The sequence below is a fragment of the Pseudactinotalea sp. HY158 genome (assembly GCF_009660225.1).
Lineage (GTDB): Bacteria > Actinomycetota > Actinomycetes > Actinomycetales > Beutenbergiaceae > HY158.
Genome location: NZ_CP045920.1, coordinates 718,413 through 738,460, shown reverse-complemented (window position 1 = coordinate 738,460; position 20,048 = coordinate 718,413). Strand labels below are relative to the sequence as shown.

The following is a 20,048-nucleotide window of genomic DNA, read 5'->3' as shown; positions in this document are numbered from 1 at the left end:
TCAACCGCCGACGATCACGTTCGGGCTTCCGGGCCCGGGCGCGATCGGGGTGCCGTGCATGCTCTGGTCCCCGAGCCGGGCGGCGGGGAAGTTTCCGATGAGCACGGTCGTGCTGCCCATCGCGATCCCGTTCGGGGGCCCGACGCAGGCGATGCCGCTGGGCATCGCGTTCGCCACGGCGGCCGGCTGCCCGCCGATGAGCACCGTCATCACCCCGGCCGCGGGGGTGATGGGCCCGCCCACGTGCGGCTTCGGCCCGTCGAACAGCGGGCACAGCGCGGAGTCGCCCACCCGCAGCGCCGGTCCCATCGGCATGGCCCGACTCCCCTCTCGCCGCTAGTCCTCGGCGGGCTTCGGCGCCGGCTTGAGCATCTGCCCGCCCCAGAGCACGGCCGTGTCGCACGTGGTCGGCGGCGGTGTCTGCGCGGGCGGCACGCCCACCTCGTCGCACCGCACCACCATCCGCAGCCGCGAGCCCGACGACGCCACGAACGGCGCCTGGAAGTGGTAGTCGGTGTTGCGGAAGTTCTCGAGGGCGACGTCGAAGATCACGCTGTCGTCGAGGTGCACCTCGAGCCGGCCGAAGTCGCCCTGCGGGTTCGAAAGCACGAAGTCGGTGAGCTTGAGCGTCGTCTTCTCCGGCACCTCGAAGATCGCCTGGTTGGTCGAACCCGCCGCGGTGGTCGTGTGCAACCGGTCCGAGATCGGGGAGACCACCTCGTCGAGGGTCGGGCTGCCCACGAGCTCGTTCGCGGTATTCGCGGCGTCACCCGCGTCGACGGCGGAGCTCTGTGCCGACTGCGCGGCCGTGCCGGCCTGGTCGGCCTTCTCCCCCGCCTGCTGTGCCGCCTGCATCGCGTCGGCCGCCCGTTCGTTCGCCTGCTCGACGGGTTCGGCCACCGCGGCCTGTGCGGCGGAGACGATCGTCGGCTTGAGCAGCAGGAACCAGAGCAGTGCGAGCAGGATGAGCAGCGCCAGCAGGGCCAGGAGCAGTTTGGGCAGCCACGTGGGCACGAGCGGTTCCTGAACGTGCGTGCCGTCGAGTACGACCGGGGTCGAGGCGTCGGCCGCCACCGTCACCGTGAACGGATGGGTGACCTCCGGCCCCCGCCAGAACTTGTCGAGCGGGGAGACCTTGAGGTCGGTGAACATCGCGTGCCCCGGCTCGACCGTGAGCGACGGCGGGGTGACCTCGACCTCGAGCGCCCCGGCCTCGTCACCGCCCGTGAGCTGCACGGTGACCGGCGCGTTCCCGCGGTTGTCGACCGCGAGCCGATGACGGGCGCCCCGCCGGCCGTGCGACGTGCGCGGAATGAGCTCGGCCGTGGTCTGCAGGAACGGGAGGACCTCGACCATCCCCTCGGGAACGACCACGTTCTCGGGGTTCTCCGTGGGGATGACCCGGACGCCGAAATCGAACCGTCCGGCCGGCACCTGTGCGGAGACGGGGGGCGCGAAGGTGATCGCGGCCGTGGTCTGCGCCCCGGGGTAGAGCCCCGTGATCTCGGCGGGCTCGACGCTCGTCCATTCCTGGGGCACCCCCAGGACCTCGAACCGGTAGCCCTCGACGATGTCGCTGTCGTTGCGTATGAGCAGCGGCACCGTCTCCGTGGTGCCGGCCGTCAGCCGAACGGTTGTCTCCTCGAGTCGCGCCATCGTGCTCATATTGTGATCGTAGGAAGATCACACGGATGATTCATGGCCGTACAGCCGTCTTCCGGGGCACTCGAAGCTGCCCGTTAAGTCCGTGTTAAGCGGACGTAAAGTGCACCGCGTCATACTCTCGTCGAACCGCAACCCCGACGACGCGACCGAACCGTTCCGTCCCGTTCCCCCGGCCGAAGGAGTTCCGATGGAGATCATTCAGGTATGGATCAGCGCAGCAGACCCGATCTCGCGCGCCGGAATCATCAGTCAACTCCGGGTGCGCCCGGAATTGCGACTCCTCGACACCGAGGAGCGGGAATCGGCCGATGTGGCCATGATCGTGACGACCTCGCTCGACGAGCCGACGCTGCGCCGGCTCCGCAGCGCCCAGCGCCGGGGCATCACCAAGTCGGTCCTGGTGATCAATCAGATCGATGACGGCGAGCTCGTCACCGCGATCGAGGCGGGCGTCGTCGGCGTCGTCCACCGTGAGGACGCCTCCGCCGACCGGCTCGTCGAGGTCATCCGCATCGCCGCCGCCGGCCAGGGCATGGTCCCCCCGGACCTCCTCGGCCGGCTCATGAGCCAGGTGGGCCAGCTGCAGCGGCAGATCCTCGAGCCCCGCGGGCTGACCTTCAACGGCCTCGCCGCCCGCGAGATCGAGGTGCTGCGCCTCATCGCCGACGGCTACGACACCACCGAGGTGGCCAAGACCTTGAGCTACTCCGAGCGGACGGTCAAGAACGTGCTGCACGACGTCACCTCCCGGCTCCAGCTGCGCAACCGCTCACATGCGGTGGCCTATGCGCTGCGCGAGGGCCTCATCTGACACCGGCGTCCGACACCGGCGAGGTGCCCGTTCGTGCCGGACGACCTGCCCGCACCGCCGTCCCGACCGCCTCGCCGCGCTCGCCCGCGCGGGCGAGACTGGGATGGCGAGCGTCGACGGCGCAGTGGACCACGAGGCACGACGTCCGCGGGCCGGACCGGGCACGACGCCCCGGCGCGCGGGTCATGGAAGGGCTGGAAGCGTGAACCTGAGCAGCACCGAAGGATGCCGGTGAGCACCGGCGTGCCGCTGCCGCGCGCGTGGCGCCACGCGGGCCGGGGCGCGCTCGCGGTGACCCTCCCGGTGGCGCTCCTGCTCACGCTCGGGGGCGTGACCGTCGTCCATCCGCCGCTCGCGGCGCCTCCGCCCGATGCGGTGACGTATCCCGCGGCGCTCGCTCCGCGGATCGCCGTGACCACCTCGGCCACGTTCGACGGCGCCGGCCGGCCGACCGACTCCAGACTGCACGACTTCGCCTACCGCCCGGGGGTCGAGGCGATCGGGAGCCGGTCCATGCTGCCCGCCGGCGACGATTCGGGCGCCGACGATCCGGCGACCGCCGACCTGTCCTACTCGCCCGACGGGAGCGAGGTCGTCTACAGCGAGCAGACCGACCCGGACGACAACCCGGACACTCCCGACGTCTGGCGGCTCATGACGGCCGGCGTGCTCGGCGCCCAGGAGGATCAGGCCGCAGGCCCCCTCGACGCCCCCACCCCGCTCGACGCCTCCCCACGCGAGACCGACAGCGATTTCGGGGCGCAGTGGTCACCGGACGGACGCCATATCGCGTTCGTGCGGAACCGGCCCGTCGACGCCGCCGGGCAGCCCGCCGCGGACGGGCCGCGGATCTGGATCTACGACCTCGACCAGCCCGCGGACGACTCCGCCCCGAACCCGGCGCCGATCGAGCTGCCCGATCCGGCGGGCGACGACACGCTCATCCAGTGGAGCATCGACCCGTCCTGGTCGCCGGACGGCGGTTCACTCGTCTTCCGCGGTCGGATCGGTGAGTTCATGGGCATGTTCGCACCCCCGCAGCCCGGCTACCGCGACGGACCCTCCGCGCTGTGGCACTACGACCTGTCGAGCGGAACGGCGAGCGAGATCGTGCTCGGCCCCGGCGTCTGCTTCACGATGGCGGACGAGGACGACTACTGCCCGGACGACTTCTCGGGGATCGACGAGCTTGCCTGGTCCCCGACGGACCCGCAGGTCCTAGCGATCGTGGAGGATGGGTTCACCGTCTACCGGCTCACGCTCCCGGCCGATCTGACGCCTGTTGCAGGCACCATCACCGTGACCGAGAATGCGGTGGGCTGGACCGACGCCGACGCCGTCGACCCCGAGTACGAGGGGCCGACGATCAACGACATCGCCTGGCTGCCGACCGGATCGCTTCTGCTAGACGTCGACACGTGGACCGGCGAGGGCGACCAGTACTCCATCTTCGAACTGCCTCCCCCGACCGACGACGAGCCGATGCCGGCCGCGACCCTGCTGACCGACCAGTTCGCGTACGCGACCTCGATGTCCGTGCAGCCGTGGAGCGACCTGGGGCTCGAGGCCGAGCTCTCCCCCGCCACCGTTGTCGGAACCCCGGTCACGGTCACGGTGACCGTGACGAATCACGGCCCCTCCCCCTCCCGGCCCGGATGGCTCCTCCTCGGAATTCCCCGAGGGTCGACCGCCGTGCAGCCGCCCCCCGGGTGCGTGATCGCGTCCTCCTCCGCGGTGCGCTGCGAGGTGGCCCGCCTCGAGCCGCTCACAGAGACGCCGGATGCGTCGGCACAGCTGAGCGTCGAGTACTCCTTCACCCCACAGGTGCCGGGCGGCACCTACTGGGATGCGTCCGTATCGTCGCCCTCCCCGGACCCGACGGTGTCTCGATTCGCGGGCGGGTCGAACTACGAGTCCGACTACCTGACGCTGGCCGACGAGCCCTCCCTGCCCACGAACGCCCGGCAGGAACGGCTCTCGTTCACGATGGACCGGGTCGGCGAGATCGACGGGGAGAACTCCTGGAGCCTCGACCTCGTGCAGTCACTCGCCGACCCCGCGAGCACGAGCGAGAACTACCGGGTGCTCGCCTCGGGCACGGTCGACGGCCCCGAGGGGCCACAGCTCCGCAACGAGGACGGCCTCGACTACTCCCCGGACGGCTCCCGCGTGGCATACTCCCGCGAGATCCTCCCGACTGAGGAGGCGAGCTACGACACGGAGAACCACCGGATCGTCGTCGCCGATGTGAGCGGGAGCCGGCAGGCCGATCCGGGCACGTTCGGCGGCGCCACCGAGATCGTGGCGCCCGAGCCACCACCGAACCCCGTACCCGACGACCTCTTCACCGATGTGGACCCCGCGTGGTCGCCCGATGGTTCCACCCTGGCCGTCGTGCGCCGCTACTTCGATCCCGACGCCTCCTGGACGACGATCGGGTCGAGCAGGGTGCTGCTCCTCGACCCGGCCGGCACCGACGCCGCCACGGATCTCCTCGACCCGACCTGGCTGGCCGACACCGGCGGCCTCGAGATCTCCTCGCCCACCTGGAGTCCGGACGGCGGTGGGATCGTCTTCGCCGTCGAGGACGGATCCGTCGCGGGTTCGGATCAGCCGCGCGGGCTCTGGTACGTGCCCGTCACGGGCACGACCGAGACTCCCGTGCCACTCGATTTCGCACCCGGCGTGACCGACTGCGCCGGGCTGTCCGAGCCGTGCATGGGGATCGTGCCCGCCCGCGCCCCCGCCTTCTCACCCCCCGGCGGCTCCGGTCCGGCGCGGCTCGCGGTGACCGCGGGCGCGCCGGAGTTCGAGGGCGGGCGTTCTGGGGACGCCGTCTTCGTGCTCGACCTGCTCACCCGCCCCGGCGCCCCACCGACCGCGAGCGCGGTCACGCGCCTGAGCGCGGAGCAGGATCCCGACCTCGACGAGTGGGTGGGCTTCTACGAGCCCGCCTGGTCACCCGACGGAGGCCTCCTGACGACCGCCGCCCGGACCGAGGCGTTCGAGGGGACCGGGGAGGAACCATCGAGCCTCGTCACCTTCCACCTCGACGACGGCGTGTCGACCGTGGACTTCCGGCCCCTCGCGCCGGAGTACTCGCTCTCGAACCCCGCCTACGAACCCGTCGCCGACCTGGCGATCGGGCTCGAGGCCGACGCCGAGGTCACCGCCGGGCGGCCGGCGACGGTCGAGTGGACCCTGACGAACACCGGGCCCTCCCCCGCCCGGGACGGGGAGGTGACGATCGAGATCCCCGCGGGTGCGGAACTCGACTACGTGCCCTACCGCTGCACCCTCGCCTCGACGACCCTCACGTGTTCGGTCGACGGGCCGATCGCCGTCGGCGACAGTGTCTCCGGGCAGATCGACGTGTACCTGAGCACCGCCGGCGCCAACGACGTGACCGCCGCGATCCGCACGAACTCGATCGATCCGGTGGCCGACAACGACGAGGTGGCGATCACGATCGACGCGGCCGCCCCGACCTACCCGGAAACGGAGCGGATCGCCTTCAGTCTGCGAGGCGAGCAACCGAGCGAGTACTACTCCGGCCCGCCCTCGCACGATCTCGTGCAGGCGGTCCCCGAGCCGGCCGGTGCGGCCGGCCCGGACTCCTACCTCGTTCTCGCCGACAGCGTCTTCCCCGAGCTGACGTTCCCGGGCGGCGCCGGCACCGGCACCCCGTACCCGACCGACGAGGACAACATCGACTACTCGCCGGACGGCGGCCGGGTCGTCTACGACCGGATCTCCGAGCATCAACTCGACATCGGCTCGGGCTACGCCACGAGCGCCCGGCAACTGGTCGTCGCCGACGTCTACGGTCGGCAGCAGGGAGATCTGGGTGAACCGGGCACCCTCGACCTGGCGAATATCACCGCCCTCACGGACCCGGTCGTCGACGTCGGCGACGACCGCGACGCCCTCTACACCGACAGCGAACCCGTGTGGTCCCCGGATGCGACCCGGGTCGCGTTCGTGCGCGCGCCGTACGACCGCGGCTTCGACGGTGAACTCTCCGTCATCGACGTGGCCACCGGCGACCTCACCTTCCCGCTCGCGGGCTTCGACGACGTCCACAGGGTCTCCAGCCCCACGTGGTCCCCCGACGGCACCGGGCTCATCTTCTCGGCCGTCATCGGCGACACCTACCGGATGGAGTTGTTCTACGTCTCGCTCGCCGATCCCACCCTGCGCCCGATCGTGCTGGGGCCGGACGACTGCGCGGTCGGGAGCGAGCCCTGCGGCGTGGACGGGGCCGAGCCGTCCTGGTCCCCCGGCGGCGATCGAGTCGCCTTCACCGACCTGATCTCGGACTTCGACGGGCTCTTCGTGCTCGACCTGCCGCAGATCGACCCGGCCGGCGCCGGCGACATCGTCGTGACCACGCCCGTCGCCATCGACCTGGCCGACCCCGGGGCCGACCCGGACGCGTACTCCGAGCTCGACGTCAGCGCCGCGACGTGGTCCCCGGACGGGGAGCGGATCGCGCTCGCCCGCTCGCTCGGCAGGGACCGGCCCGATCAGATCGTCGAGATCGATCCGGCCGTCGAGGACGCCGTGCCCACCTCGATGTACACGGCGGAGTACACGAGGTACGCGTACCAATCGGCGGTCGACCACCCCGACTACGTCCCGCTGAGCGACCTGGGCCTCACCCTCGACCACCCGGGGCCGATTCCGGCCCGCGGGTCGACCGCCGTGACCGTCACCGTGACGAACACCGGCCCGTCCCCGGCCCGCGACGCACTCGCGACGATCCCGGTGCCGGACGGTGTCGTGCCGGGCCCGCTGCCGGCCGGATGCACGCTCGCGGCGGCGACGATCACCTGCACCCACGACGACACGATCCCGGTCGGCGACCACGTCACGTTCACCATCCCGGTGGGCCTGCCGGGCGCTGCCGGCGATCACGAGGTGAATGTGACCGTGGCGACCAACTCGATCGACCTGAACGACACGAACGACACGGCCACGATCGTCCTCACGACGACCAGCGTCCCCTCGCCCACGCCCACCCCGCGGCCGTCCGACCCGTCTGACCCCGCGGACACGGACGCCGACCTACGGGTGCGGCTGACGCTCGCGGAGGATCGCGCCTGGCTCGGAGGGGACGGGCTCGAGGCGAGCATCGTCGTCCATAATGACGGGCCCGTGACGGCGGCGGGGACCCAACTCACGTTGAACATTCCGGAGTCCGTGGAGGTCACCGATCCCGGCCCGTGCCCACGGCGGGGCGTGTGCCTGCTGGGTGACCTCGGGCCGGATGAGCAGACGACCCTGAGGCTCACGTTGCTGCCCACCGAGGTCGGCGACCTGGAGATCGAGGCGGTCGTCGCGGCGACGACACCCGACCCGGCGCCCGCGAACAACACGGCCACCGCCGCCTTCGAGGCGGTCCAGGCGACCCTGCGGCTGCTGCCGGCCGTCGCCCGCCCGGGCGATGTCACGCTCCTGTACGGGGTCGACCTGCCGCCCGATGCCGTGATCAGCACGCGCTGGTCGGAGGGGGTCACGGCCTCCGCCGGGCCGATCGAGGCCCGGGACGACGGCACGCTCCGCTTCTCCATGCTCATCATCGAGGGCGACGAGCTCGGCGAGCGGGAGGTCGAGGTGACCCACGTCTCGGGCACGAGCTTCGGGCTCGAGACGCCACCCACGCTGCTCGTGGTCCCGCGGGGCCTGGAGCCGCCCGAATTCGTCACGCGAGGTTGATGTGATCCCGGAGATCGACGAGGCGCTCAGTTCCCTGCTGCGCACCAAGGCGCTCGGCAAGGCGGAGGTGGAGGTGGTCTTCGACGCGCCCACGACCGAGTGGGCGGCGCGACGCAACGCCCCGACCGTCAACCTCTACCTGTACGACCTGCGGGAGGATTCCCGCTGGCGCCAGTGGGGCCTGGGCAACGACGTCGTCGACGGCCGGGTCTCCGCCCGCCGGCCCGCCGAGCGACTCTTCAAGCTCTCCTACCTCGTGACCGCGTGGACCCAGCGCCCCGAGGACGAGCACCGGCTCCTCGACAGCCTGCTCGCGACGCTCGTGTGGCACGAGTCGATCCCCCGCAGCGACCTGACCGGGGCGCTCGCCTCGGCCAAGAACGACGTGCGGCTCTCGGTCGGGATGCCACCGCCCGAGGATCGCGGCTTCGCGGACGTCTGGTCCGCCCTGGGCGGCCAGCTCAAGCCGTCGATCGACGTGGTCGTCACCGCCCCGTTCGTGCCCTCGGAGATCGCGATCGCCCCGCTCGCGAGCGGGGGCGCCGGCGTGGAGATGTCCGACACCGACTCGGGTGCCGCCGACCCCCGGCGCACGAGGCACGAGCCGCCCGGGCGCGCCGAGCCGGCCGAGCCCCCGAGCCGGCGAAGTCCGGCGGGTCGCGCCGCCGAGCCACGACGTGACCGAGCGCGCGGCCGCGCTTCTGGGGGCCCTGGCCGAGGTCGAGCAGCGCATCCGAAATCTCGTAGCCGCGCGGCGGGCCGTCGACCCCGCCCCGGACGACCCCTACCGGGGCCTGTACATCTCCGAGGAGCGCGTGGAACAGCTCCTCGCGAACGCGCGCGCCGTGGCCGATCCCCCCGCCGGCCGCGCCCGGATCGGCCACGGCCCGCTCGCACGCCTCGCGCAGGCGTGCGGGCTCGACGGCGCCGACCTCGACCTGCTCATGACCGCCCTCGCGCCCGAGGTGGAGCCGCGGTTCGAGCAGCTGTTCGGCTATCTCAACGACGACGTCACCCGCCGCCGCGTCTCGGCGGCGGTCGCGTTCGAGCTGTGCGGGCTGGCGCTCACGTCCGGGGCCGACCGCGCCCGGATCACCCACGGCCCGCTGCCGACCTCCGGGCTGCTCACCCTCGAGGACCCCGACCGCCCACTCGCCTCGCGCGCGCTCCGGGTGCCGGAACGGGTCGTCGCCCACCTGCTCGGCGACGACACCCCCGACCCGGACATCGCGGGCCTGCTGGCCCCGCTGCCGCCGGTGGCGTGGGGCGATCCGCTGCCGCTGGCGCGGGCGCTCGAGGGCGGAGCGAATCCGGTGTACGTGCGGGAGCACGGCACCGGCTCGGGCCGACTGCTGGCCGCCGGGGCCCTCGAGCGGGTCGGCCGCGGAGTGCTCAACGTCGAGCTGCCCCCGTGGCCGGACGCCGATCGGGCCCGGGAGGCGCTCCGGCTACTCACCCGGGAGGCCCGGCTCGCCGGGGCCGGCCTCGTGCTCGGCCCGGTCGACCGGCTGCTGCTCGCCCCCGGACTCCTCGATGAGCTCGCCGCGGACGTGCCCGTATGCCTCATCGGCTCGGAGAGCTGGGATCCGCGCTGGAGCCGGCGCCTCCCGCTGCGTATCGACGCCCCCGAGACCACCCTGGCCGAGCGCACGGCACTGTGGGCCGAGCAGCTCGGCCTCGAGGACCCCGCGGGCCTCGAGCTCACCTCGCAGTTCCGCCTGAGCCCCGAGCAGATCCATCACGCGGCCCGGACCGCCCGAGCCGCGGCCGTCGCGGACGGCGCGACCGGCATCGGCGTCGAACACATCCGGACCGGGGCGCGCGCCCAGAACGGCACCGCCCTCGAACGCCTCGCCCGGCGCGTGAGCCCCACCGTCGGCTGGGACGAGCTCGTGCTGCCGGAGGCCGCGCTCGGCGGGCTGCGCGAAGTGGCGCTGCGGGCCCGGCACCGCGAGCGGGTCCTGAGCGAATGGCGGATGCGCCCCGGCGGCGGCCGCGGGCACGGCGTCGCCGCGCTCTTCGCGGGCGACTCGGGAACGGGTAAGACGATGTCGGCCGAGGTGCTCGCGGGGGACCTCGGGCTCGACCTGTACGTCGTGGACCTGGCGACCGTGGTGGACAAGTACATCGGTGAGACCGAGAAGAACCTCGAACGGATCTTCACCGCCGCCGACGGCGTCAACGCGGTGCTCCTCTTCGACGAGGCGGACTCGATCTTCGGGAAGCGCTCCGAGGTCAAGGACGCCCACGACCGGTACGCGAACATCGAGAGCGCCTATCTGCTGCAGCGGCTCGAGACCTTCGACGGCCTCGTGCTGCTCGCCACGAACCTGCGCGCCAATATCGACGACGCGTTCACCCGTCGCCTCGACGTGGTGGTCGACTTCCCCGTGCCGGAGCCCGAGCAGCGCGAGTTGCTCTGGGACGTGTGCCTCGGTCGCCACCTGCCGCGCGCGGACGATCTCGACCTGCGTTTCTGCGCCCAGGCCTTCACCCTCTCGGGTGGGGCGATCCGCTCCGCCGCGATCACCGCCGCGTATTACGCCGCCGACGAGGGGGCCGATGCCGCTGTGCAGATGCGCCACGTGGTCACGGCCGTGCAACGCGAGTACCGCAAGCTCGGCCGGCTCACCCTCGCCGAGGAGTTCGGGGACTACTGGTCGCTGCTGGGGTGAGCGGTCCATTCCTCGGAGCGGAGCGGGACGTGCCCCCTGTGCGTGCGCCGCCTGCGCCAGTCGGGCAGACGTTCATCCATGAGCACTGCGAAGGCCGTGCCGTGGTTGCGCTCGAAGTAGTGCGTCGGCTCATGCTGTCCGACGTCGCTCATGGCTCCTCCGCGCGCGGGCTCGCGTGCCGCCAGGTACTGCTCCACGAGATTGTTCAGCGCGCGCAGCTCGTCCTCGGTGCAGTAGTTCTTCGCGACGGCGATGTCGGCAGCCCTGATCCGGTCGCCGCGCCAGGAGGTCAGCCCCATGGTGGGTTTGGCCGAGTCGGCGCGGTCTCGGACGACCTCGGCGGCGGTCTGGCCGGTGATGGCCCAGTGCAGCTTATTCTGCACGGTGGCGAAGAACGCCTTCGTGATCTCGGCGGCGGAGTCGTAGTCGATCGAGGTCGCGTACACGTCGGTGATCTTCTGGTAGAAGCGCCGCTCGGAGGTGCGGATGTCCTGGATCCGCTGGAGCAGTTCGTCGAAGTAGTCGAAGGGCAGGTCGGGGTTCTTGAGCCGCTCGTCGTCGAGCACGAAACCCTTGACGATGAACTCGCGGAGGCGCTGGGTGGCCCAGATGCGGAACGCCGTCGCGGTCTTGGACCGCACCCGGTATCCGACCGAGATGATCATGTCGAGGTTGTAGTGGGTGAGGGAGCGCCGCACCTGGCGGGAGCCCTCCTGCCGAACTGTTCGGAAATCCCGAACAGTTGCTTCAGCGGCGAGTTCGCCCTCGTCGATGATGTTCGCGATGTGCTCGCTGATATTCGCCTTGGACGAATCGAAGAGGTCGACGAGCTGGGCCTGCGTGAGCCAGACGGTGTCGCCGTCGAAGCGCACGTCGATGCGGGCGTTGCCGGCCTCGTCGCGATAGACGAGGAAGTGGCCGGAGAGTTCGACGTCACTCACGGCGCCTCCTCGGTGACACCCTGGTCCTCCCAGGCTCCGTAGGTCGTGCCGTCGGTCGTCATCCACTGCATGCGGCCGTTGCACGACCGGCCGGTCACGATGGAGCCCGCCGTCGACGGTGAGGAGAACACGATGTTCCGGGTCGTCGTACCGATCGTTCCCTCAACGGCGATGGAGCCGTCGTCGCGGAGCTTGCGATGCAGCGCCTCGTAGCCCGCATACGCCCTCGCGGTTGCAGCCGAGTACTTCATATCCGATCGCACACCGGGCGCAACCCGCGATCCTGCCAGGACGGTGAACTCACCGTCGACCACCTGGGCCGAGGCCGTGATGCCCTTCTTCGGCACGTCGAGAACGAAGGTCGGCGATTCGACGGGATGGACCGCCGGGCTCGTCTGAGTCGCTTGAGTCGTAGCGGGCTTGCCGCGGAAGAGGTTGATGCCGAGCACGGGAAGCACGATCTGCGCCTGGGTGATGAAGTACTCCATGTCGGAGACGTCGGCCTCGGGGAGTGAAGTCGCCGGTGGCTGGGTCGCGTTGTCGAGCGTCGAACGGCCGGCCGCCTGGCCGAGACCGATGAACCGGCTCTCCAGGTAGCGAGCGTGCGCCTTGGTCAGATTCGCGTCCTTGCTCGTGAGCACGATCGCGCGATCCCAGAAGTCCTTGTTCCGCTCGTGTTGGTACAGGCGGGTGCGCACCTCGTCGGCCTCACCGATATACGCGCGCACGCCCCCGATGCTGTCGGGATCGTCGCCGATAAGGATGTAGACGCCGGTTCGCTTCACCTCCTGCCGGTTGAGCAGCGCGGCGAAATCGGAGCGGGGAGCCGCGACCACGTGGCCCGTCCAGTTCATGATCTCCGCCGTGAGCAGCCCGCCCGGCGTCCCATCCGCCAGGAACAGTCGGACCGACTTACCCGCGCTCATGCCGCCTCCTCCGAAATCGGCAGCCGCACGCGGCCCGTGAGGGGCTGCTGCATCATCCCCACCTTGATCGCGCGGGCCTTGGCGAGGCGTGCGTGTACTCGACGGCGTCCATGTCGCCGCGCAGCTGGTCGCAGCTCGCCCAGAGAGACGAGTAAAGGTCCAACTTCTTTGAGCGCCACTACCGGCATTCCTCCTGGTCCGCTCGTGCGCGGCGATGCTGCCGCGAATCCATGCCTGCGCCCTCTCTCGCACGCGAGTGTGCGGCTGCCGGACGGCGTGCACCAAGCATGCCAGAGCAGGGCACGCGCTCGCCGCGATCGGCCTCCGCGACGACGATCGAGCCAGCGCTGCGAGGCGCACTCAGCGGTCGTGGTTGCAGTCTCCAGATCAGCACCCGAAGGGTCCCGTGACCGAAGTTCGTTGTGATTCCTCGGAACTCGGGCCGCCGGCCGGCGGTCAAGTTGGAATGTCGGTGCTCGGTTCTAGGGTTGTTTCATGAGCACGAAGGCAGTCCGGCAGATGCGAGCGAGGCGAGCGGAGATCGCCTCGCTCGCGTCCGAGGACGCGGTACTGGACCGGGTCCGTCAGGTGCGCAAGGTCCAGGCTGGTGCGGAGGCCGATCTGTTCTTCCTGGCGATCGAGATCGCCCAACGCAGCCCGGTCACCGAAGAGTGCGGGGCGTGGTCCTGTCACACCGATCTGGCCCTGGGGGTCTCGTACTGTGATTCGGCGGCGAACTGGTTCGCGGCCGTGACCGGCTTCTCCACCGACGCCGCCCAGGCGATGCTCCTCGAAGCCCTCGAGGTCGCCGAACGGCTACCGCTGCTGTACGGGCGGGTGCTCGATGGGCGTACCCGGGCGCACACGGCCCGGCTCGTGGCCGAACAGACCCTCGGTTTGAACGTGGAGGCGGCCCGGTTCGTCGATGTCCAGGTCGCTGCCGCCGGGGCGATCCGGGGCCGATACGCGATCAAGGGTCTGGTGCGGGAGGCGATGATCACCCACATGCCCGACCAGTACGCCGACCTGCAGCGGGCGCAGGCCGATCCGCGCCGGGCCGATGTCCATATCGGCACCGACGGCACAGGCCGCATCGACGCGATCGTGTCCACGTTCGCGGCCCTCGATCTGGAACAGAGCCTGGCCTTCGGGGCCGCGCAGCTCAAGGCCGCCGGATCCGGTGAGGTCCTCGATACCCGACGTTCGCTCACGTTCGAGGGCATCATCGCCGCCACCCACCACCCCGCACCGGCCCGGCAGGACGCCCTCGACCTGACTAACGGACAATCAGGCCGGCAGGCCCGGCAGGCCCAGCAGACCCGGCAGGCACAGGCGCCGGGGGCGGGGGCCCCGGACTGCACGAACAGCACGAACAGCACGAACAGCACGGGCGGCACAGTCGGCATCGGCGGCACTGTGGGCATGGCTGCGGCCGCCGCAGTCGATCTGACTCCCGATGAAGCCGCAGGCGAGTTCGACGGCCCGATCGTGAGCACAGCCGCAGGCCCCGCCGTGAGTACAGCCGCGGGCCCCGCCGGGAGTACAGCCGTGGGCAGCGCCGCCGGAGCGGCGGTGGCCGGAGCTGCGGTGGTCGGAGCTGCGGCGGACCCGACCGGCGAGGCGCCTGCCACGGCTGCGGGCGGTGGTCTGTCCTGCGGGCCTGCGTGGTCGGGTCGGGGCGTGCCGCGGGCGAAGGTCGTCATGTACCTGCATATGAACGCCTCCGCGTTCTGGCCCGACGGCAGGCCACCCGACCAACCCGGCGGCCCACCCCGTGATCATCCCGATCACGGGCCCGGTCACCGGTCCGGTCACCATCCCGGAGGCCCGCCTCCCGATCATCCCGATCGTGATCCCGGCGGCCGGCCTCATTGCCATCCCGGCGGCCTGTCCGACGATGGGTCGTGCGCGGATCCGCCAGGCACGGGTTGTCTCGAACGTGCGGCCGGCTCGACGGGCACAGTCGATCCCGAGCACGTCGCCGGTCCGGCCTATGTCGCGGGCAGGTTGGCCCGTGAACCCGTGCGCATCGAGGGGCCGGGGATCCCGACCGGGCTCGTGATCAGCGCCGCCGAGGTCGCGGCCATGTTCACCACGCCCCACGACGCGGCCATGCCCGGGCGCGCTGGCGGGTCCGGCGCGGCGCACGGGCCTGGCGGGTCTGGTGGGCCGTGGGGGCCGCAGGTGTTCGTGCGTCCGGTCATCGACCTCGAAACCGAACACGAAGTCGCCGGCTACGTTGCCGGGGACGTGATCAAGGACCACCTCCACCTGCGCGATCGAACCTGCGCTTTCCCCGATTGCGCCCGCCCGGCCCGGGCCTGCGATGCCGACCACATCGACCCCTGGAAGACCGACCGCCAGGGCGACCCGACCGGCGGGCCCACCTGCACCTGCAACCTCGCCAGCCTGTGCCGCCGGCACCACCGCTGGAAGACCCACAACCACCCCGGACAGCCGCAGGGCCGCGGATCCTGGTCCTACGTCATGCTCGGACCCGGAACCTACTACTGGACGGGCCCCATGGGCCTACGGTTCCTACGCACCCCGACCGGCACCACCGAGGTCACCGACCAGGCCTGGCACCGCCACGACCTCAGCGCCCTCCAGGGCCCCGCCGCCCTCCCGGGCCACGAAGCGCTCCCGGACTCCGGCGCGATTCCAGGCCCCCATGCCATTCCCGGCCACGAGCCGCGCCCGGATCGCCCGGATCGCCCGGATCGCCCGGATCGCCCGGATCATCAGACTGTCCCGGGCAACGAGACTCTCCCGGGACTCGAAGCCGACACGGCGCTCGACGCACGCCAGAACCCCGCGGCTCGCACGGATCTCGAAGCTCACCGGGGTCACCCGAACGCTGCGGCAGGACCCGACTCGCGGGCTCGCCGGGACGACCTCGACGAGGCCTTCATGGACGCCCTCGACTACGAATACGGCAATGCCGACAGTGACGTCGAGCCGAGCGAGGCCGACCTCGAAGCCATGCTCGCCGATGGGCCATCGGAGCCGCCCTCAAGGTAGGGCCCAGACAGCCAGGAACCGGTTCCCAGGCCCCACGCCCAAGGAGCCACGCCCAAGGAGCCACGCCGAAGAGATCCCGAAATGCACGACCCCGGAGCGCGCACGCCGGCCGGACGAGCACCTCAGGCCGTTTCTCGACGATGACCCCACCCAAAGCACGGCACTGATGCTGATGCCGATGCCGATGCCGATGCCGATGCCGATGCTGGTGCCGATGACGCGAAACTGCCTTGCACCCAAAGGACGCAAGTACGTACTATCGTCGCATGGCTGAAGTTGACACGATATCCCTCCAGGCGGAGCTTGCGGACCTGGCCGCCCGGGTGTCGGCCCTCGAACGCGCGGCGCTCGACACGGGCGCGGCGGAGAATCGGGGCGAGCCAGAACAACCCGCCCCGGCCGGATCCGCGTCGGAGCGACCGTCGACCATCGCGGGCGCGATCCCGGGCGACGACACGTTCTGGGCGCTCACGGGCCTCCGCGATCGGCGGCCGGATCACCCGACGACGGCCGAGGGCGCCGTCATGCTCGTCGGCTCGCTCACCCTTCCGGACGGCGCACCGGTGGCCTGGCAGCAGAGCGCGGGCACCGAGGGGCTCCTGGAGTCCGCATGGGACGACCGGGCCGAGACGTTCTCGGCGCTCGCGCACCCCGTCCGGATCGAACTCCTCCGCCACATCCTCTCGGGAATGCACGCCACGGCCGACCTCGCCGACCTCGACTCGGTCGGCACCACCGGCCAACTGCATCACCACCTGCGCCAGCTGCTCGCGGCCGGCTGGGTGCGTCAGAGCGGGCGCGGCAGCTACGAGGTGCCGGCACCCCGCGTCGTCCCCCTGCTCGTCTGCCTGCTCGGAGCCCAGCGATGACCGCCGCGCTGCTGGCCCTCTACCGAGTCCGCGGGCTCCTCTACTACGCCGCCTGCCTCGTACTCGTGGCCAACGCGGTGATACTCCGCACGCTCGATCACGACCTCGTGGACACGGCGCGGGGCGCCGCCGTGAACGCGGCCCTCATCGTCGGGGCCGTGGCCGTGATCATCACGTTCGCCGGCCCGCGGCTGCTCCCGGCGCACGCGCCCCGCACGGTGCCTGCCCCGGTGCACGGGCGGTGGCTTGCGCTCAACAGCCCGGCCACGAAGGTCCCGAGCCACGGCGTCCGCGCCTACGGACAGGCCTACGCGATCGACCTCGTGCACGAGCCCCACGACCGCCCGCGCCCGAGCTTCGGTGGTCGGGGGCCCATGCGCCGCCCCCAGGAGTATCCGGCGTTCGGCCGGCCCGTCCATGCGATGGCCGACGGCGTCGTCGTCCGCGCCGCCCGCCGCCACCGCGACCACCGGTCCCGGTCGAACCTCCTCGCCGTGGGCTATCTGATGATCGAGGGCATGATCCGCGAGATCGGCGGCCCGTCCTTCCTGCTGGGCAACCACGTGACTATCCGCACCGACGACGGCGTGTTCGCCACCGTCGCGCACCTGCAGCGCCACTCGGTCACGGTCCGGGTCGGCGAGGCGGTCACGGCGGGCACCGTGATCGGCCGGTGCGGGAACAGCGGCAACAGCAGCGAACCGCACGTGCACGCCCAGCTCATGGACCGGGCCTCGCTCCGCACCGCGCACGGCCTGCCGATGGCCTTCGCCGGGGTGACCCTCGGGGAGGGTCCCGGCCCGGTCGACGGCCTCCCCGGCAACGGGGAGCACATGGACACGGAGCCGCAGCACCTCGCCCTGCGGGAGTGACGGCGGAGCGCGGCCCGGCCCGAGCCCTCGCCCGATCGGGCACGCGCGCCCTCCCGATCGTTCGTCCGCGCGCCGTTTCGCCTCACCCCACGGCGAGGTGAGGATGGCGCGCACAGCTCTACCGGGAGGCATGATGCTCGAACACGGACCGCAGACCCCCGACCGGCCGCGCTCGGTGGGCACGGAGCGTTTGTCACGCCCGGCCCGCAGCCCCGGCGCGACGAACGTGACGGCGCCCGCGTCCCCTCCCGCCGGGCTCGCCTCCTTCGATCCGGAGGTGCTCGGCGCCCGCGGCCTGCTCGACCTGCAGCGAAGCGCGGGCAACGCCGCGACCGAAGAGCTCATCGACGACGCCCGCTCGCCGGCGCTCGACCTGCTCTCCTCCTCCAGCGGGTCCCCGCTCGAGGCCGGCACCCGCGCCGAGATGGAGACCCGGATGGGTCACGACTTCTCGGACGTGCGCGTGCACACCGGCGGCGCAGCCGACGCCTCGGCCCGGTCCGTGCAGGCCCACGCCTACACGGTCGGCTCCGACATCGTGTTCTCCGCCGGGCACTATCAGCCCGGCAGCGACTCCGGGCGGCACCTGCTCGCCCACGAACTCACCCACGTGGTCCAGCAACGCTCCGGGCCGGTCTCGGGCACTCCCACCGGCGGCGGCATCCAGCTGTCCGATCCGGGCGACCGGTTCGAGCGGGCGGCCGAGGCGAATGCGCACTCGGTCATGGCCCAGCCCCTCCAACGCGCGTCCGAGGAGACGGACCTGCTCGAGGACGAGGCGAGCTCCGCCGTCCAGACGCAGCGCTTCGTGCAGCGGGAGGAGGCCGGCGACGCGGTGGAGGACGAGGAGCTCTGAGCCGAGGGCTCGGGCGGCTGCCCGTTCGGGCGAGGTCTGCTTCCCCCGATCACGACCCCGGGAACCTTCGCCCGCACGGTGGTTCGCGTCACAGTTCTCACACGCCCAAAGCCGTGAGGAGAAGAGATGCCGACCTACCTGTCACCAGGTGTGTACGTCGAGGAGGTCGAGGCGGGATCACGCCCGATCGAAGGTGTCGGCACTGCCGTCGCCGCATTCGTCGGACTAGCGGAGCAAGGCCCGGTCAACGAGCCCACGCTGGTCTCCAATTGGACCCAGTTCGCCGAGGCATTCGGCGACTTCATCCCGGGTTCCTATCTCGCCCATGCCGTCTACGGGTACTTCCAGAACGGCGGCGGGAACTGTTATGTCGTGCGCATTGGCGCCGAGCCGGCCGGGGGGTCCGGCAAGGGCTCCCGCAAGCAGATCGCGGGCCCGCCCCAGCGTGAGCTTGCCGGCTTCCTCGTGACCGCGAAGGAGTCCACCACCAAGAAGATCTCGATCGCGGTCGAGGACTCGGCCGACGACAAGGCGGGCGAGGACAAGTTCAAGCTCGTGATCAAGGTCGACGGCAAGCCCGCCGAGACCTTCGACGGGGTGACCACCAAGAAGGGCGGCGACAACGTCGCCACGAAGGTGAGCGCCGAGTCGAAGATCATCACGATCGAGCAGGTCGCCCAGGGAAGCGCGGTGATGAAGCCGACGAAGGGCGAGGTGGAGCTCATCGCGCCGGAGCCGGCGCCCGAGCCGCCGAGCACGGAGCGCCTCGGCGCGGACGACTACGTCGGAGACGCCGCCGAGCGCACCGGATTCGCGGGCCTCGAGGCGATCGAGGACGTGACGATGCTCGCCGTGCCCGATCTCATGGCCGCCTACGAGCAGGGTGCGATCGACCTCGAGGGCGTTCAGGCCGTGCAGCTGGCGATGATCTCCCACTGCGAGCTCATGGGCGACCGGATGGCGATCCTCGATCCGCCCCCGAACCTCAACGCCCAGCAGATCAAGGAATGGCGCGTCGACGGCGCGGGCTACGACTCCAAGTACGCGACGCTGTACTGGCCCTACATCAAGGTATTCGACCCGGCCTCGGGCGCCGCGACGTTCGTGCCGCCCTCGGGCCACATGGCCGGGGTGTGGGCACGCAGCGACGACACCCGCGGCGTGCACAAGGCCCCGGCGAACGAGGTGGTGCGCGGGGCGATCTCGCTGCAGACCACGATCACGCGGGCCGAGCACGACCTGCTCAACCCGGTCGGGATCAACTGCGTGCGCAGCTTCCCCGGCCGCGGTATCCGCATCTGGGGCGCCCGTACCCTCTCGAGCGATCCCGCCTGGCGCTACCTCAACGTGCGCCGCCTGTTCAACTACCTGGAGAAGTCGATCCTCATCGGCACCCAGTGGGTCGTGTTCGAGCCGAACGACGACGCGCTGTGGGCCCGGATCCAGCGCACCATCGCCTCGTTCCTGGTGAACGAGTGGCGCAAGGGCGCCCTGTTCGGGCTCAGTCCGGACGAGGCGTTCTACGTCAAGTGCGACCGTGAGACCAACCCGGCCGAGGCGATCGACGCCGGCCAGGTCCTCTGCCAGATCGGCGTGGCCCCGGTCAAGCCCGCCGAATTCGTCATCTTCCAGCTCGCGCAGTTCTCCGGCGGCGCCAGCCTCGTCTCCGAATAGGCCGGAATCTACTCGAGAAG

At 71.2% G+C, this 20,048-nt stretch carries 12 protein-coding genes and 1 pseudogene; 9 read left to right on the top strand and 4 right to left on the bottom strand.

Translation table 11 applies throughout. From position 1 onward, the window contains the following. Positions 1-315, bottom strand: a complete 315-nt coding sequence (locus tag GCE65_RS03210) for a PAAR domain-containing protein (protein ID WP_194928810.1) — start codon at positions 313-315, stop codon at positions 1-3. Between the two features lie 21 nt (positions 316-336). Continuing rightward, positions 337-1,665 carry a hypothetical protein gene (locus tag GCE65_RS03205; protein ID WP_152817453.1) on the bottom strand — a complete coding sequence of 443 codons (1,329 nt, stop codon included), beginning with the start codon at positions 1,663-1,665 and terminating at the stop codon, positions 337-339. Positions 1,666-1,852: 187 nt separating this feature from the next. On the opposite strand from GCE65_RS03205, the gene GCE65_RS03200 reads away from it, so the two are divergent. From GCE65_RS03200 to GCE65_RS16470, 4 genes and pseudogenes are all read left to right on the top strand, one after another. Continuing rightward, a complete protein-coding gene (locus GCE65_RS03200) occupies positions 1,853-2,476 on the top strand; it encodes a response regulator transcription factor (RefSeq protein WP_152817452.1) in 624 nt (207 codons plus the stop codon). Positions 2,477-2,707: 231 nt separating this feature from the next. After that, on the top strand, positions 2,708-8,194 hold the full coding sequence (locus GCE65_RS03195) for a DUF11 domain-containing protein (protein ID WP_194928809.1): 5,487 nt from the start codon (positions 2,708-2,710) through the stop codon (positions 8,192-8,194). Between the two features lies 1 nt (position 8,195). Next, a pseudogene (locus tag GCE65_RS16475) lies at positions 8,196-8,645 on the top strand (DUF4255 domain-containing protein); the annotation flags it as partial. A gap of 226 nt (positions 8,646-8,871) precedes the next feature. Then, positions 8,872-10,869, top strand: a complete 1,998-nt coding sequence (locus tag GCE65_RS16470) for an ATP-binding protein (RefSeq protein ID WP_153877360.1) — start codon at positions 8,872-8,874, stop codon at positions 10,867-10,869. Here GCE65_RS16470 and rhuM read toward each other — a convergent pair. Further along, positions 10,848-11,810 carry a RhuM family protein gene (gene rhuM, locus GCE65_RS03180; protein ID WP_153877359.1) on the bottom strand — a complete coding sequence of 321 codons (963 nt, stop codon included), beginning with the start codon at positions 11,808-11,810 and terminating at the stop codon, positions 10,848-10,850. The genes GCE65_RS16470 and rhuM overlap by 22 nt on opposite strands. Continuing rightward, complete coding sequence (locus GCE65_RS03175; RefSeq protein WP_153877358.1) at positions 11,807-12,736, bottom strand: GIY-YIG nuclease family protein; 930 nt, start codon at positions 12,734-12,736, stop codon at positions 11,807-11,809. The genes rhuM and GCE65_RS03175 overlap by 4 nt, the downstream gene beginning before the upstream one ends. Before the next feature lie 495 nt (positions 12,737-13,231). Between GCE65_RS03175 and GCE65_RS03170 the strand changes: the two genes are divergently transcribed. The 5 genes from GCE65_RS03170 to GCE65_RS03150 all read left to right on the top strand — a co-directional run bounded on the left by GCE65_RS03170 (position 13,232) and on the right by GCE65_RS03150 (position 20,028). Then, positions 13,232-15,757, top strand: coding sequence for an HNH endonuclease signature motif containing protein (locus tag GCE65_RS03170; RefSeq protein ID WP_153877357.1), 2,526 nt, complete (start codon positions 13,232-13,234; stop codon positions 15,755-15,757). A 266-nt stretch (positions 15,758-16,023) separates the two neighbouring features. Further along, positions 16,024-16,626, top strand: a complete 603-nt coding sequence (locus tag GCE65_RS03165) for a helix-turn-helix transcriptional regulator (RefSeq protein ID WP_153877356.1) — start codon at positions 16,024-16,026, stop codon at positions 16,624-16,626. Further along, a complete protein-coding gene (locus tag GCE65_RS03160) occupies positions 16,623-17,498 on the top strand; it encodes a M23 family metallopeptidase (RefSeq protein ID WP_153877355.1) in 876 nt (291 codons plus the stop codon). The genes GCE65_RS03165 and GCE65_RS03160 overlap by 4 nt, the downstream gene beginning before the upstream one ends. A gap of 130 nt (positions 17,499-17,628) precedes the next feature. Next, positions 17,629-18,354 (top strand): DUF4157 domain-containing protein, encoded by a 726-nt coding sequence (locus tag GCE65_RS03155; RefSeq protein WP_228760088.1) that lies wholly within the window; start codon positions 17,629-17,631, stop codon positions 18,352-18,354. Between the two features lie 126 nt (positions 18,355-18,480). Then, positions 18,481-20,028 (top strand): phage tail sheath subtilisin-like domain-containing protein, encoded by a 1,548-nt coding sequence (locus GCE65_RS03150; protein ID WP_153877354.1) that lies wholly within the window; start codon positions 18,481-18,483, stop codon positions 20,026-20,028. Positions 20,029-20,048: the final 20 nt, after the last annotated feature.

What these genes read in the sequence shown, in the direction of transcription:
- GCE65_RS03200 (WP_152817452.1), top strand. Translation starts at nt 1,853, where the DNA reads ATGGAGATCATTCAGGTATGGATCAGCGCAGCAGACCCGATCTCGCGC.
- GCE65_RS03175 (WP_153877358.1), bottom strand. Translation starts at nt 12,736, where the DNA reads ATGAGCGCGGGTAAGTCGGTCCGACTGTTCCTGGCGGATGGGACGCCG.
- GCE65_RS03150 (WP_153877354.1), top strand. Translation starts at nt 18,481, where the DNA reads ATGCCGACCTACCTGTCACCAGGTGTGTACGTCGAGGAGGTCGAGGCG.
- GCE65_RS03205 (WP_152817453.1), bottom strand. Translation starts at nt 1,665, where the DNA reads ATGAGCACGATGGCGCGACTCGAGGAGACAACCGTTCGGCTGACGGCC.
- GCE65_RS03170 (WP_153877357.1), top strand. Translation starts at nt 13,232, where the DNA reads ATGAGCACGAAGGCAGTCCGGCAGATGCGAGCGAGGCGAGCGGAGATC.
- GCE65_RS03160 (WP_153877355.1), top strand. Translation starts at nt 16,623, where the DNA reads ATGACCGCCGCGCTGCTGGCCCTCTACCGAGTCCGCGGGCTCCTCTAC.
- GCE65_RS03210 (WP_194928810.1), bottom strand. Translation starts at nt 315, where the DNA reads ATGCCGATGGGACCGGCGCTGCGGGTGGGCGACTCCGCGCTGTGCCCG.
- GCE65_RS03155 (WP_228760088.1), top strand. Translation starts at nt 17,629, where the DNA reads ATGATGCTCGAACACGGACCGCAGACCCCCGACCGGCCGCGCTCGGTG.
- GCE65_RS03165 (WP_153877356.1), top strand. Translation starts at nt 16,024, where the DNA reads ATGGCTGAAGTTGACACGATATCCCTCCAGGCGGAGCTTGCGGACCTG.